Origin of the sequence: Marinactinospora rubrisoli (assembly GCF_042664915.1) — a bacterium.
Lineage (GTDB): Bacteria > Actinomycetota > Actinomycetes > Streptosporangiales > Streptosporangiaceae > Marinitenerispora > Marinitenerispora rubrisoli.
This window is the reverse complement of the sequence record NZ_JBHTBH010000001.1, coordinates 159,214-172,670: the sequence shown is the minus strand read 5'-3', so window position 1 is coordinate 172,670 and position 13,457 is coordinate 159,214. Positions and strand designations below refer to the sequence as shown.

Sequence of the window (13,457 nt, the reverse complement as noted above, 5' to 3'; positions counted from 1 at the left end):
GGTCTCACCAGTCCGTCATCGAGCCGTCGCGGCGGCGCGCGACGGGAAGGTAGGCGGGCTCGTAGGGGAAGCGCGCGGCGAGTTCCTCGTCGAGGCCGACGCCGATCCCCGGCGCGTCGCCGGGGGTCAGGTGGCCGTCGGCGTAGGCCCACGCGTGCGGGAACACCTCGTGCACCAGGGGGTCGTAGCCCATGTACTCCTGGATGGCGAAGTTCGGCGTGGCCAGGCCCACGTGCAGCGAGGCGCCGAGCGCCACCGGGGAGACGTCGGACGGGCCGTGCGGCGCACCGCGCACCTGGTACAGCTCGGCGAGCTGGAGGATGCGGCGCAGGTGGCTGATGCCGCCCGCGTGCGAGACGCAGGTGCGCACGAAGTCGATGAGCTGCTCGGTGACGAGCCGCTGGCAGTCCCAGACGGTGTTGAACACCTCTCCGAGGGCCAGCGGCACCGTGGTGTGCCGGCGCACCAGCCGCAGTGCCTCCTGGTTCTCGGCGGGGGTGACGTCCTCCAGCCAGAACAGGTCGACGGGCTCCAGCGCCCGGCCGAGTCGGGCTGCCTGCTGCGGGGTGAGCCGGTGGTGGGCGTCGTGCAGCAGCTTCAGCTCCGGGCCGACCTCGGCGCGCAGCCCGGCCAGGACCTCGGGCGCGGCGCGCAGGTAGGCGTCGGTGTCCCAGACCTCCTCGACCGGAGCGGCGCCCCGGCCGGCGGGCTCGTAGGCCCGCGCGTCGCGGAACACGCCGTAGACGGTGTCCAGACCGGGCACGCCCATCTGGGCGCGGACCGCCTGGAAGCCGCGCTCGGTCCGCTCGCGCACCGAGTCGAGGAGGGCGGGCAGTTCCCAGCCGGTGGCGTGGGTGTAGCCGAGGACGCGGTCGCGGACCGCGCCGCCGAGCAGCTGGTAGACGGGCTGGCCGAGCGTCTTGCCCTTGATGTCCCACAGTGCCACGTCCACGGCGCCGATGGCGGCCATGGTGACCGGTCCGCGCCGCCAGTAGCCGCCCCGGTACAGGTACTGCCAGGTGTCCTCGATCCGCCGGGCGTCGCGGCCGATCAGCAGGGGGGCGACGTGGTCGCGCAGGTAGGAGGCGACGGCGAGTTCCCGCCCGTTCAGGGTCGCGTCGCCGTAGCCGACGACCCCGTCGTCGGTGGTGACCTTCAGGGTGACGAAGTTGCGGGTGGGGCTGGTGAGGATGACCTCGGCGCCCACGATGCGGTCGCTCATCGGGCCTCCACGACGTTGCGGAGCGGCTCCCCCGCGGAGAGGCGGGTGATGTTGGCGGCGATGTCGGCGGCACGGCCGAGGAAGGTGTCGCGGGTGACCCCGGAGATGTGCGGGGTCATGAGGACGGTGTCCAGTTCGTGGAACGGCGCGGTGGCGGGCGGAACCGCCGCGGCGGGGTCGCCGCCCGGGGCCGGGTACCGGTACCAGACGTCGATGGCCGCCCCGGCCAGCCGCCGGTCGCGGAGCGCGGCATAGAGGGCGTGCTCGTCGACGACCGGCCCGCGGCCGACGTTCACCAGAACGGCCTCCGGTCCCAGCAGTGCCAGCTCCCGCGCCGCGATCATCCCCCGGGTCCGTCCGTCCAGTGGGACCGAGACCACCAGAAGCTCGGACTCGGTCAGCAGCCGGTCGAGGCCGCTGAGGTCGCCGGCCCACTCCAGGCCGGTGGCGGCGGCGTCGACCGTGCCGGTCCGGGTGACCGCGGCGCCCACGGCCCGGAACGCCCGCAGCAGCTCCCACGTGCGCGCTCCGATGTGGCCGAACCCGAGGAAGCCGACCCGCGCGCCGGTGAGAGCGCGCGGCTGCGGCAGCGAGCGGTCGTGGACCGGGGACGCCCAGCGGCCGCCGCGCAGTGCGGCGTCCTGGCGGGCCAGCCCGCGGCGCAGGGTGACCGCCGTGGCCACCACGTACTCGGCGATCGAGTCCTCGTGGTGGTAGGTGTTGGCCACCCGCACGCCCTCGGGCAGCGCCGCCGCGTCGACACCGTCCACACCGGCCCCGGCGACCTGCACCAGCCGCAGCCTCGGGGCCGCGTCCGCCATGGCGGCGGTGAACCGGGAACCCACGAACACCTCGGCGTCGGCGAGGTCCGCGGTGACGGCCGCCGGGTCGGCGGTGCCGTGCCACGACGGCCGCGCGCCGCTCGGCAGGGCCCGTTCCAGTTCGGCCCGCACCGCGTGCAGGTTGGGGTCGGCGATGACGATCTTCATCAGGTCCTCAGGGGGTCGGGATCACGGGTCGGGCGCCGTCAGGGGCGCGGACGCGGCCGGTGGAGCCGCGCACGACGAGCTGGGTGGCGAGGCGGACCGTGCGCGGGGTCCGGCGTTCGCCGGACAGCGCACGGTGCACCAGGTCGAGGCTGAGCGCGCCGGCGCGCGCCATCTGGGTGCGGATGCTGGTGAGCGGCGGGGAGCCGATCCCGGCCACGGGGACGTCGTCGATGCCGACGACGCTGAGGTCCGCGGGCACGTCCAGCCCGAGGGCGCGCGCCCCGCGGATGATGCCGAGCGCGACGAGGTCGTTGTGGGCGACCACCGCGGTAGCGCCGCTGGCCGCCACGCTCGCGGCCGAGGCGACACCGCCGTCGACCGTCTCGGCCTGCGAGCCGAGGACCGTGAGGTCGAGGCCGCGCTCCGCGGTGAGGGCGCTGATGACCTCCACGCGGTGCTGGTTGGACCACGAACGCGGCGAGCCCTGGACGTAGGCGAGCCTGCGGTGCCCGAGCGCCTCCAGGTGGTCCAGCGTCTGGCGCAGGCCGTCGGAGGCGTCGTTCAGCACGCAGTCGCCGCCCGGGAGTTCCCGGTTGACCAGGACCACGGGGACCGGTCCGCACAGTTCCAGGACCTGCTCGGCGTGCTGGCGGGGCGAGCAGACGACGATGCCGTCGACCCGCGTCCGGAGGTGCTCGATGACGTCGTGCTCGCGTTCGGCGCCGCCGTCGGTGTCGGCCACCACGACGGTCTGCCGCCGGTGCCAGCCCTGGCCCTGCGCCGCCTTGATGAACGCGCCGAAGACCGGGTTGGCGATGTCCGGCACGACGACCGCCACGGTGATGCCGTCGTCGATGGGGCGGCCGCCGCCGGTGCTCGCCGGGGACCGGTAGCCGAGCTCCTGCGCCACCGACAAGACCTTGCGCAATGTTGCCGGAGCGAGGCGCTCCGGATCGGTGAAGGCGCGGGAGGCGGTCGACAGGGCGACTCCGGCGGATTTCGCCACGTCAGTGAGCGTGACCGTCATCTCGCCTCCTCTCCCGTGGTCCCCGTGGCCGCGGCGCACGTGATCGCCGACACACCAAGAGAGTGGAACAAGTTGCGCAATATTGTCAAGATCTTCTCTTTTCCCAACATGGAGTCACACGATGATTGTCGTGGCGGCCACGGACCGGCCGACCGGCGCCCGGGCGCGGCGCGGCGAGGTCCGCGGGAGGGAGGGCACGGCCCGGCCGCGAACCGCGCGGGGACGCGTCAGGGCCGGGCACGGCAACGGCCCGGTGGTGGGGACGTCCCCACCACCGGGCCGTCCGGCGGTTCGGCTTCGGTTCGGCCGCTACAGGCGGCAGGCGTATATGTCGGTGACGAGGATGGCCCGCGCTCCGATGTCCCACAGGTCGTCCATGATCCGCTGCGCCGAGCGCCGCGGCACCATGGCGCGCACCGCCAGCCAGCCCTCGCGGTGCAGCGGCGAGATGGTGGGGCCCTCCATGCCGGGCGTCAGCGCTACCGCCTCGTCCAGCCGGTCGGCGTGCACGTCGTAGTCCATCATCACGTAGTCCCGCGCCACCAGGACGCCCCGCAGCCGGCGGAGCAGCTGCTCGACCTTCGGGTCGTCGTCGGCGCCGCGCTGCCGGATCACCACGGCCTCGGACTCCAGGATCGGGTCCCCGAAGATCTCCAGACCGGCGTTGCGGAGCGTGGTCCCGGTGGAGACGACGTCGGCCACGGCGTCGGCGACGCCGAGCTGGATCGAGCTCTCGACCGCACCGTCGAGGTGGATGACCCGCGCGTCGACCCCGCGTTCGGCCAAATACCGTCCCAGCAGACCGGCGAACGACGTGGCCACCCGCTTGCCGGCGAGGTCCTCGACCTTCAGGCCGGCGGCGCCGCGGGCGGCGAACCGGAAGGTGGAGCCGCCGAACCCGAGCGGCAGCACCTCTTCCACCGGCGCGCCGGAGTCGAGGAGCATGTCACGGCCGGTGATGCCGGCCTGGAGGATCCCCTCACCGACGTAGACGGCGATGTCGCGGGGCCGCAGGAAGAAGAACTCGGTCTGGTTCTCCGGGTCCACCAGGACCAGATCCCGGGAGTCCTTGCGCTGGCGATAGCCGGCCTCGCGGAGCATGGCGCTGGCGGGTTCGGCGAGCTGGCCCTTGTTGGGCACGGCGATACGGAGTTGATCGGGCATCGGAGGCGGTTCCCCCACTCGTCGGCTTGGTCTCGTCGGACGTCCACGGCGATGGTCGATCCCGGAACAGAGGCCGGGGTCGACCTACAGATGCTGGTAGACGTCCTCCAGTCGCAGGCCGCGGGCCAGCATCAGGACCTGGAGGTGGTAGAGGAGCTGCGAGATCTCCTCCGCCGCGCGCTCGTCGGACTCGTACTCGGCAGCCATCCAGACCTCGGCGGCCTCTTCGACGACCTTCTTGCCGATGGCGTGCACGCCGGCGTCAAGGGCCACGACGGTGCCCGATCCCTCGGGGCGGGTGTGGGCCTTCTCGGACAGCTCGGCGAACAGCTCTTCGAAGGTCTTCATGATCACTTTCCTAGACGAGGTGCCCTACCAGGGTAGGCGCACCCCGGACCAGAGTAGGCCCGGACACCCCCGGGAATCCGGCCGCCATGCCGGTATCGCCCGCGGTCACTCCCCGTTTCCCATCCGGCGGATGCCGAGGCGGCGGACGGCCTGCCGGAACAACTCGCCCGGGACCACCCGCAGCAGTCCTCCGGCCGCCTTGTACGGCATGCCGGGGATGACCTCGCTGGCACCGGCGGCCCAGGCGCGCAGCGACTCCACGACGACGCGCTCCTTGTCGACGAACGCGATCCCGGGGAGCCCCATCCGCTGCACGGCGACGGTCATGTCGGTGCGCACGTACCCGGGCAGCACCACGGTGACGGTCACCCCGTGCGGTGCGGCCTCGACCGCGACGCTGTGGCTGAAACTACGGACGAACGCCTTGCTGGCGCCGTACACGGTGCCGCCGGGCGAGGCCGGGAGGAGCGCGGCCACCGAGGCGACGTTGAGGACCCCGATCGGGCCTGAGCGCTCACCGCCTCGCTTCCCTCCACCGCCGGCCCGGAACGGCCACGCCCGGGGTGCCGACGGCTCCGGACGCTCGGCGACTCGCCGCTCCGCCGGCTCCGGACGCTCGACGGCTCGCCGCTCCGCGCGCCGGATCTGGCCGGGCAGGACCGCGCGGGTCAGCCGCACCAGCGCGCGCACGTTGAGCCCGATCACCGCGTCGATCGCCGCGGGGTCGAGGTCGGCCAGGTCGCCGCCGTGCCCGCGGCCGGCGTTGTTGACCAGCAGGTCGATCGGGGCCGCGTCGCCGTCATCCCGCAGCCGGCTCTCGACCGCGGCGAGTCCGTCCTCGTCGCCGAGATCGGCCGGCATGGCCGTGACGTCGACCCCGTAATCGGCGCGCAGCTCGGCCGCGAGCCGTTCCAGCCGGTCGGCGCGGCGGGCGACCAGGACCAGGGCGAATCCGCGCTCGGCGAGCCGGCGGGCGTACTCTTCACCGATACCGGAGGAGGCGCCGGTGACCATGGCCGTCCGGGGGTGCCGTTGGCTGCCGCTCATGGCCGGCATGCTATCGCTCCGCTCCGGCGCGTACTCTCGGCGGTACCCGCCGCGACCGGACGTCCCACCTCGGCTAACCGCCTTCTTAGCCCGGTTCCGGGTAACGTCGCCGCATGGCAATCCCACAGTCCCCTCACACCCCCGACGGCCCGGGCGGCCGCCTTCGGGACGCGCGGCTCTTCGTCACCCAGGCCGTGCAGACGTTCCGCGCCACCGGCGCGCTGGTACCGAGCGGCCCGGCGCTCGCGCACGCGCTCAACCGCTTCGTCGACGAGCGCCCGGACCCCACCGCGCCGATCGCCATCCTGGAGGCGGGGTCCGGCACCGGACCGGTCTCCCGCGCGATCGCCGCGCACATGCGCCCCGGCGACACCCTTGATTTGGTGGACCCCAACCCGCGCTTCGCGGAGCACTTGCGCGGCCTGCTCGGCACCGACCCGGACCTGTCGGCGGTGGCCGACCGCGTCACGGTGCACGAAAGCCTGGTCACCGACCTCGGCACCGACCGGCGCTTCGACGTCATCGTCTCCGGCCTGCCGTTCGCCAACTTCACGGCCGAGGAGGTCCAGGAGATCCTGGACTACTACTTCGCCGTGCTCCGCCCGGGCGGGCACCTGTCGTTCTTCGGCTACCTGTACACGAAACAGGTCAAGGCGATCATCGCCCCGCGCGCGGACTACCTCCGCCAGGTGCGGTCCGGCTGGGTGATCGAGGACTGGGTGCGCCGTTACGGGATCGGCCGCGAACGCGTCCTCGCCAACATCCCGCCGGCCTGGATCTTCCACCTGCGCAAGCCGGAGGAGGGCACCGAGTCCTGACTCCGCACACCACCTGATCACCCCGTCGTCCACGGCATCGAGCGACCGGACGACGGGGCTTCGGTCGCTTCGGAGTCCCGGACGGCCCCGGACGGGGCACCGGACCGTCCGCGCGGCCCGCTACGGTGGCGTGCCCGTCCGTCGCCCGTCGAGGAGGTCAGCGACCGTGGAGCCCACCGCCGGAAGAAACAGCAGCGCGGCCGAGGCGCGCGACTACGGGGCGTGGAAGGCGCGGAACGCCCCCGACGACGTCCGCCGGCGCTCCCACCGGACCGCGCTGGAGGACGTGCGGCGGGCGCGGCCGGCCGTCGAGGCACGGTTCGAGCGCGACTGGGGGATGCTGCTACCCGAGGAGATCTTCACCTTCCGGGCCTTCCTGCGGGCGCTGACCCCCGAGGAACAGCGGGCCATGCGGGACCTCGACCTGCACCCGTTCGGGCTCATGGACCTGTTCGACGATCCGCATCGCGAGGCCCGGCCCGGCCTCGACGTACGGGTGCACGGCCGCTACTACCGGGATCCACCGGAGTTCGTCACCTTCATGCACGGCGGAACCGACGGCCTGCACTTCGGGCTGTGGTTCGACGACGGCCGCACCTGCACCGGGGTCGCGGGCTACTACAACAACGACGGCGGCGGGGTCGGGATCCCCGGCGGGACCCCGCTGCGCGAGGTGCGCAGAGTCCTGGAACGGCGCTGGCGCGACCTCGGCGACGAGGACGCCGACGCGACCGGGCCGCTCAATCCTGATCGGGCCCCGCGCGCCTTCCGGCTGCGGCTGCTGCGCGAAACCCTCGTGTCGTTCGAACCGGACGACGTCACCGCGGAGGGCGAGGCGTACCACCGGGCCGACTGGGAGCGGCTGCCACGGGAACTGCGGGCGCACGGCGACCCGCGAAGAATCGCCACACTGGACGGCGCCGGGGCCCTCGTCACCGGCCGGACGGCGCTGGACCGAGCCCCGCAACTGCTCTGGGACGACCACGACTTCTGCACCGGCCTCTGGCGGGTTTTGACCGGCGACCGGTCCGCCACCGATGCGGCGGTGGCGGAGGCCAAGCGCCGCTGCGCAGCGGGCGATCCGGCCGAGGCCCTGGTCCTGGGACGCGACCTGCACTGGGCCAGCGGCAGCGACCCGGACCGGGAACGGCAGGCCGGCGAACTCCTGACCATGGCCTACCGCACCCTCGGCCGCCCCGCCCTCGCCGCCATCGCGGACGCGCACCACCGCCATCGCGACCTTCCCAGCGTCGCCGTGCTCGCCGGCTGAGCCGTCGCGGCCGGCGGAGGCGCCCGCACGCGAGTGCGTCAACTTTTATTGACAAGACCGACGGAGTCAACTTATGTTGACTCCGTCGGTTCTTCGCACTCACACGAGGTGGGACAAACCATGTTCGAACGGTTCAGCTCCGGCGCCCGGCAGACCGTCATCCACGCCAGCGGCGAGTCCGCGCGCGCGGCGCACGGTGTCGTCGATGATGTTCACCTGCTCCTCGGCCTGCTGAACGAGCCGGACGACTCGGCCGGCGGGGTGCTGCGGGACCACGGCGCCTCCCTCGCCGACCTGCGCGCCCGGGTCCAGGACCTTCCCATCCCGGCCGTGGCGCCGCCGCGCCGAGGTGTGCTCCGGCTGCCGCTCCGCTCCGGCCACCGCCCGTTCACCCCGGCCGCCAAGCGTTCCCTGGCGGGCGCGCTGCACGTCGCCGTCGGCCGCCGCGAGCGGTCGATCGGCAGCTGTCACGTGCTGATCTCCCTGCTCGACACCGAGGACGGCGCCGCGCGGCGTCTCCTCACCGATGCGGGCGTGGACGTCCGGGCGCTGCGCACGGCGGCGGAGCGGCGGCTCGGCGCGACGCAGGGGGACTAGGGACGCTACAGGGACACGACGGGGGACAGGACGGCCGCGGCCGTCCTGCCATACGGGCCGCGACCGGGATGGTCGCGGCCCCCTTGACATTATGCAGGCATTTACCTGCATAATGCTGCGTGTCGACAGAGATGGAGAAGGTCTTCAGGGCGCTCGCCGACCCGACGCGGCGCTATCTGCTGGACCAATTGCACGAGGACAACGGGCAGACACTGGGCGAGCTGTGCGAACGGCTCGACATGACCCGCCAGTCGGCGACCCAGCACCTGGGCGTCCTTGAGGCGGCCAACCTGATCAGCACGGTCCGGCGCGGCCGGGAGAAGCTGCACTACCTCAACCCCGTTCCGATCCGTGAGATCCAGGACCGGTGGATCCACAAGTTCGAGCACCCGCGCCTGACGGTACTCAGCACGGTGCGGCAACGAGCGGAGGAGCTTTACATGACCGACATACCAGATTTCGTGTACGTCACCTATATCAACAGCACGCCCGAGAAGGTGTGGCACGCCCTGACCGACGCCGACCTGACCGCACGGTGGTGGGGGCACCGCAACGTGTCCGACTGGCGGCCCGGCTCCTCGTGGGAGCACCGGCGTACGGACGGCACCCGGACCGCCGACGTCGTCGGCACCGTCGTGGAGAGCTCGCCGCCCGTGCGGCTGGTACTCACGGCGGCCCGGCCGGGGGAGGAACGCCCCACCGGTCCCTCCAGGCTCACCTTCGACATCGAGTCGTTCGGTGAGATCGTCCGGCTCACCGTGACGGAGGAGAACTACCGCGACCAGGCCGAACGGGACGGGTCCGCGCACGGGTGGCCGGCGGTGCTGTCCAATCTCAAGTCCTTCATCGAGACGGGCAGTCCCCTGCCGCAGGAGCCGTGGCTGGTCCCGGAGCGGTAGCCGGCCGGCTCCGATCGCGCCTGGCGACCTGGGGCCGCCCGCTCACCCGGCCTGGGGGCGGTCCGCCACGAAGATCGCCGTCCCCGGGATGATCCGGCCGCGCAACGGGCTCCAGCCGCCCCAGGTGCGCTCGTGGCCGGCCGGCCACTCCGGTTCCACCAGGTCGACGAGGCGCAGACCCGCCGCCGCGACCGCGCGTACCCAGTCGCCGACGGTGTGGTGGTGCTCCACGTAGACCGCCCGCCCCTCGGCGTCCTCCTCGACGTATCCGCGCCGGTCGAAGTAGGAGTCGCGTGCGGTCAGCCCCGCCTCGCCCGGATCGTCCGGGAAACACCAGCGGATCGGATGCGAGACCGAGAACGCCAGCCGGCCGCCCGGCCGCAGCACTCGCGCGATCTCGCAGAGCGCCGCCGCCGCATCCGGCACGAAGGGCAGGGCGCCGTACGCCGAGCAGACGACGTCGAACGCGGCGTCGGCGAACGGGAGCCGCTGGACGTCGGCCTGCACGACGGCGAGCGGCCGGGCGGCGCCGGTGGCGTCGTCGATGCGCCGCGAGTGCTGCAACTGGCGGTACGACACGTCGACGCCGACGACCTCGGCCACGCCCTGGGCCCGCAGCCAGCGGCCGCACTGGCCCGCACCGCAACCGACCTCCAGGACGCGCCGGCCGGCCAGGTCGGCCGGGTCGCCGAGCAGGTGCGCCGCCGCCTCGTCCAGCCCCTCGGGCCCCCAGACGAAGCCGGCGTCGCGGAGGAACGTCCCGTGCTCGCTCTGATACTCGTCGGCCTGGCGCTCCCACCACGTCCGGCTGGCCCGGGCGCTCTCGTCCGGCCCGGCGGGGCGCCGCGCGACGCGCGCGACCTCGGCGGAGGGAAGGTCATCGCTCATGGCCCCATCCTCGCAGCGGGCGGGGACTCCCGGGACGGCCGGTCACCGTGCGGCGCCCTCACCCCAGTCCCAGAGGGCCTGCAGCACCGGCCCGAGAGCACGTCCGCGCTCGGTGAGCCGGTAACGCACCCGCGGCGGCCACCCGGGCTCCCGGCGGCGGTCGACCACACCGGCCGCCACCAGTTGCGCCAGCCGGTCCGTGAGCACCTTGGCCGACAGGTCCGGCAGCGCGGCGGCGAGGTCGGAGAAGCTCTCCCGGCCGCGCAGCAGCTCGCGGACGACCAGCGTCGTCCATCTGCCGCGCAGCGCGGCGAGCGTGACCTCCACCGGGCAGCGGGGGTCCGGCCGCGTGACGTCCGCCCGCGGGTCGGCCGGCAGCCCGGGCGACGGCGGGTGACCAACCGTTCGGTGAGCCACGAGAGCACCTCCTAGCGTCGGGTTCCGGCCCGGTCGCCCACAACGATCCCGGAGGAACCCTGTCATGCCACCTGAGCCGGACGCACTCCCTGAACGTCCCGAGGACGTGCCCGCGGCGTTCGCGGCGCGGTTCAACAGCGGCGACGTCACCCGTGTGCTGGAGATGTACGAACCGGACGCGGTCCTCATCCCCGAGTCGGGGACCCCGGCGGCGGGGGCCGCACTGCGGACCGCCCTGTCGCGGCATCTGGCGCTGGGCCTGCCGATCGAGGTGCGGGCTCGGCACGTGTACCGGACCGGCGGCACGGCGCTGCTGATCGTCGACTGGCGGATCCACGGGACCGGCCCCGATGGAGCCGGGGTGGCGCTGACCGGCACCGCCACCGACGTGGTCCGCCGCGGTGGCGACGGCGTCTGGCGGTACGCGGTGGACAACCCGTTCGGAACGGCCGCCTGAGGGCGCGGCGCCGCGCGGCTCAGGCGTGGTCCGGGCCTGGGGGCGCGGGTGCCGTGGTGGCGCTGCCGGCGGAAGCCGGGGCCGGCGAGCCGCCGGAGCCTTCCGCCGCGTCCCGCACCTCCCGGCGGACCAGGAAGAACCAGCCCGCGACGGCGATGACGGCGAAGACCCACCACTGCACGGCGTAGGACAGGTTCATCCCCATGTTGGTGTCCGGGGCCGGCACCGGTTCCGGCGCCGGGTCGGCGGCGGGGTCCTGCCCGGTGAGTTCGATGAAGCCGCCGTAGACGGGGTACGGCAGTTCGGCGGCGATGTCGGCCACCTCGATGATCATGATCTGCCCCTCGGGCAGCCCGTCCCGCTCCCGGATCCCGGTGTTCTCCGGCGTCTCACTGAACTGCAGCCGTCCGGTGACGGTGACCTGCCCTTCGGGCGGCGGCGGGACGTCGGGCCGCTCACCGGCGGTGGGCGGCAGGCCGATCCAGCCGCGGTTCACCAGCGCGGCGGTGCCGTCGCTGGTGACCAGGGGGGTGAGCACGTAGAAGCCCACACCGCTGGAGCCGCTGCGGTGCCGCACCAGGAGCTCGTGCTCGGTGTCGTAGCGCCCCGTGACGGTGACCGCCCGCCAGCGGTCCGCTCCGGGTACGTCGGTGCCGACCGAGGTCAGCTCCTCGACCGGAACGGGATCGGCGGCGATGTTCGCCTCCTGCAGCGCCGCGGCGGCCGCCTTGTCCTCCCACCGCCCGTACTGCCAGAAGCCGAGCCAGATGAACGAGGGCACGGCCAGGAGCACCAGCGCGTGGAACGCCAGCATCCGGCGGGAGAGCAGGACCCGAAGCACGTATTCGAGGCTACGAGATCCCGGTACCGACCCGTCATCGGCCCGTGGATTGGCGAGTTCCCTGGTCAGGAAGCCCCGAAGTGGCCGGGGCCGGGCGGATCACGGGCCCCCGGCGGTGGCCGCCGGGGGCCCGGGGCGGTCGCCCGATCAGCCGCTCAGTGCCGATCCGGGCGGTGGCCGCCTCAGGATTCGTCGTCGGCGGCGGCCGCGGTCCTGCGGCGGCGGGCGACGAACATCGCGATGGCGCCACCGCCCACGGCGGCGACCGCGGCGGCGACCAGACCGCCGAGGGCCGCACCGGTCACCGGCAGGTCGCCGGCCGGCCTGGCGTCGTCGGCCGGCGCGCCGCCGGCACGCTGGTCCTCCTCGGGGGTCTCGCGCTCCTCGGTGCCGGGCGTGGGCTCGGGGTCCTCTTCGGTGCCGGGCTCACGCGGCTCCTGCGGCGGCTCCTCGCCGCCGCCGGGCGCCTCGGGCGCCTCGGGGCCGGTCTCGGAGATGTGCTCCATGCACTCGCTGGCGGACATGCCGAGGACGGAGACGGCGTTGCCGCAGATGTCGGCGGCGACATCGGCCGGCACCGTGATCTGGTTGCCGCCGGCGATGGAGCCGTTACCGCTGGTGGACGTCTCCCCGCCCTCGTTGCCCTCGGAGTCGCGGATCGTCTCGATGATCTTGTCGCAGTCCGCCCCGGTGACGCCGAGGACCGAGATCGCGTTGCCGCACACGTCGAGCGCCACGTCCACCGGGATGTTGATCTGGTTGCCGCCGGCGATGGAACCGTTCCCGCTGGTGGACTGCTCGTTCTCCTCGCTCGCGGCGATCTCCTCGATCACCTTGGAGCAGTCGGCCCCGGACAGGCCGGCGATCCCGATGGAGTTGCCGCAGAGGTCGAGCGCCACGTTCACGGGGATGTTGATCTGGTTGCCGCCGGCGATGGAACCGTTCCCGCTCGTGTACTGGCCGCCCTGGCCCTGCTCGCTCGCGGCGTAGAGGACCTTGGCGATCTCGCTGCACTCGGCTCCGGAGATCCCCAGCGCGGCCACGGCGTTACCGCACAGGTCCGCCTCGATGTCCACCGGAACGTTGATCTGGTTGCCGCCCAGCACGCTGCCGTTGCCGCTCGTGTCCTGGTCCGCGAACGCGGACGGGGCGAATCCGCCGACGAGCCCCGCCGCCAGCAGCGTGACGGACGCGGAGGAGTACAACTTCTTACGCATGTTCAGGCATGACCTTTCGCTGACAGCATGACGCGATGTAACAACTTGAGGCCGTAGCGCCACCACGAGCGGGTTCAGTGATTCGCGGGCCATGTCGAGAGCGGGGGAATTCCAGCCTCCCACCAGCAGCGGAGACCGCATCAGCCGACGCATGGCACAGGGCACCCTGAAAAGGGGCGGTGAATCGCGACGGCTGCCGACGGTCCGCTACGTTAGCAGCTTTCCGATCTCGCGCTCGATTTTCGGCGACAGTTTT

General features: G+C 73.1%; 15 protein-coding genes. 5 read left to right on the top strand and 10 right to left on the bottom strand.

What is annotated here, in order from left to right; translation table 11 throughout:
- Window positions 1-4: 4 nt before the first annotated feature.
- The 6 genes from manD to ACFQRF_RS00760 form a co-directional block, all read right to left on the bottom strand.
- Window positions 5-1,222 (bottom strand): D-mannonate dehydratase ManD, encoded by a 1,218-nt coding sequence (gene manD / locus ACFQRF_RS00785; protein WP_379868034.1) that lies wholly within the window; start codon window positions 1,220-1,222, stop codon window positions 5-7.
- Window positions 1,219-2,211: a 2-hydroxyacid dehydrogenase gene (locus ACFQRF_RS00780; RefSeq protein ID WP_379868033.1), complete on the bottom strand. Its 993-nt coding sequence runs from the start codon at window positions 2,209-2,211 to the stop codon at window positions 1,219-1,221. The genes manD and ACFQRF_RS00780 overlap by 4 nt, the downstream gene beginning before the upstream one ends.
- Before the next feature lie 7 nt (window positions 2,212-2,218).
- Window positions 2,219-3,238: a LacI family DNA-binding transcriptional regulator gene (locus ACFQRF_RS00775; RefSeq protein WP_379868032.1), complete on the bottom strand. Its 1,020-nt coding sequence runs from the start codon at window positions 3,236-3,238 to the stop codon at window positions 2,219-2,221.
- 309 nt (window positions 3,239-3,547) lie between these two features.
- The gene (gene hisG, locus ACFQRF_RS00770; RefSeq protein ID WP_379868031.1) at window positions 3,548-4,402 is read right to left on the bottom strand and encodes an ATP phosphoribosyltransferase; all 855 of its coding nucleotides are present in this window, start codon (window positions 4,400-4,402) and stop codon (window positions 3,548-3,550) included.
- Window positions 4,403-4,486: 84 nt separating this feature from the next.
- Window positions 4,487-4,750 (bottom strand): phosphoribosyl-ATP diphosphatase, encoded by a 264-nt coding sequence (locus ACFQRF_RS00765; protein ID WP_465262326.1) that lies wholly within the window; start codon window positions 4,748-4,750, stop codon window positions 4,487-4,489.
- Window positions 4,751-4,855: 105 nt separating this feature from the next.
- Window positions 4,856-5,797: an SDR family NAD(P)-dependent oxidoreductase gene (locus tag ACFQRF_RS00760; protein ID WP_379868029.1), complete on the bottom strand. Its 942-nt coding sequence runs from the start codon at window positions 5,795-5,797 to the stop codon at window positions 4,856-4,858.
- A 113-nt stretch (window positions 5,798-5,910) separates the two neighbouring features.
- Here ACFQRF_RS00760 and ACFQRF_RS00755 point away from each other — a divergent pair, with 113 nt between their 5' ends.
- The 4 genes from ACFQRF_RS00755 to ACFQRF_RS00740 all read left to right on the top strand — a co-directional run bounded on the left by ACFQRF_RS00755 (window position 5,911) and on the right by ACFQRF_RS00740 (window position 9,381).
- Window positions 5,911-6,615, top strand: coding sequence for a class I SAM-dependent methyltransferase (locus tag ACFQRF_RS00755; RefSeq protein WP_379868028.1), 705 nt, complete (start codon window positions 5,911-5,913; stop codon window positions 6,613-6,615).
- A 166-nt stretch (window positions 6,616-6,781) separates the two neighbouring features.
- A complete protein-coding gene (locus ACFQRF_RS00750; RefSeq protein WP_379868027.1) occupies window positions 6,782-7,885 on the top strand; it encodes a hypothetical protein in 1,104 nt (367 codons plus the stop codon).
- Between the two features lie 120 nt (window positions 7,886-8,005).
- On the top strand, window positions 8,006-8,482 hold the full coding sequence (locus ACFQRF_RS00745) for a Clp protease N-terminal domain-containing protein (RefSeq protein ID WP_379868026.1): 477 nt from the start codon (window positions 8,006-8,008) through the stop codon (window positions 8,480-8,482).
- A gap of 119 nt (window positions 8,483-8,601) precedes the next feature.
- Window positions 8,602-9,381: an ArsR/SmtB family transcription factor gene (locus tag ACFQRF_RS00740; protein ID WP_379868025.1), complete on the top strand. Its 780-nt coding sequence runs from the start codon at window positions 8,602-8,604 to the stop codon at window positions 9,379-9,381.
- Between the two features lie 42 nt (window positions 9,382-9,423).
- On the opposite strand, the gene ACFQRF_RS00735 is transcribed toward ACFQRF_RS00740, so the two are convergent.
- A complete protein-coding gene (locus ACFQRF_RS00735) occupies window positions 9,424-10,269 on the bottom strand; it encodes a class I SAM-dependent methyltransferase (protein WP_379868024.1) in 846 nt (281 codons plus the stop codon).
- Between the two features lie 42 nt (window positions 10,270-10,311).
- Complete coding sequence (locus ACFQRF_RS00730) at window positions 10,312-10,686, bottom strand: winged helix-turn-helix transcriptional regulator (RefSeq protein ID WP_379868023.1); 375 nt, start codon at window positions 10,684-10,686, stop codon at window positions 10,312-10,314.
- 64 nt (window positions 10,687-10,750) lie between these two features.
- Here ACFQRF_RS00730 and ACFQRF_RS00725 point away from each other — a divergent pair, with 64 nt between their 5' ends.
- A complete protein-coding gene (locus tag ACFQRF_RS00725) occupies window positions 10,751-11,143 on the top strand; it encodes a YybH family protein (RefSeq protein ID WP_379868022.1) in 393 nt (130 codons plus the stop codon).
- 19 nt (window positions 11,144-11,162) lie between these two features.
- On the opposite strand, the gene ACFQRF_RS00720 is transcribed toward ACFQRF_RS00725, so the two are convergent.
- Both ACFQRF_RS00720 and ACFQRF_RS00715 read right to left on the bottom strand, forming a co-directional pair.
- Complete coding sequence (locus ACFQRF_RS00720) at window positions 11,163-11,984, bottom strand: SURF1 family cytochrome oxidase biogenesis protein (protein ID WP_379868021.1); 822 nt, start codon at window positions 11,982-11,984, stop codon at window positions 11,163-11,165.
- Between the two features lie 182 nt (window positions 11,985-12,166).
- Window positions 12,167-13,201, bottom strand: a complete 1,035-nt coding sequence (locus tag ACFQRF_RS00715) for a chaplin family protein (RefSeq protein WP_379868020.1) — start codon at window positions 13,199-13,201, stop codon at window positions 12,167-12,169.
- Between the last annotated feature and the right edge of the window lie 256 nt (window positions 13,202-13,457).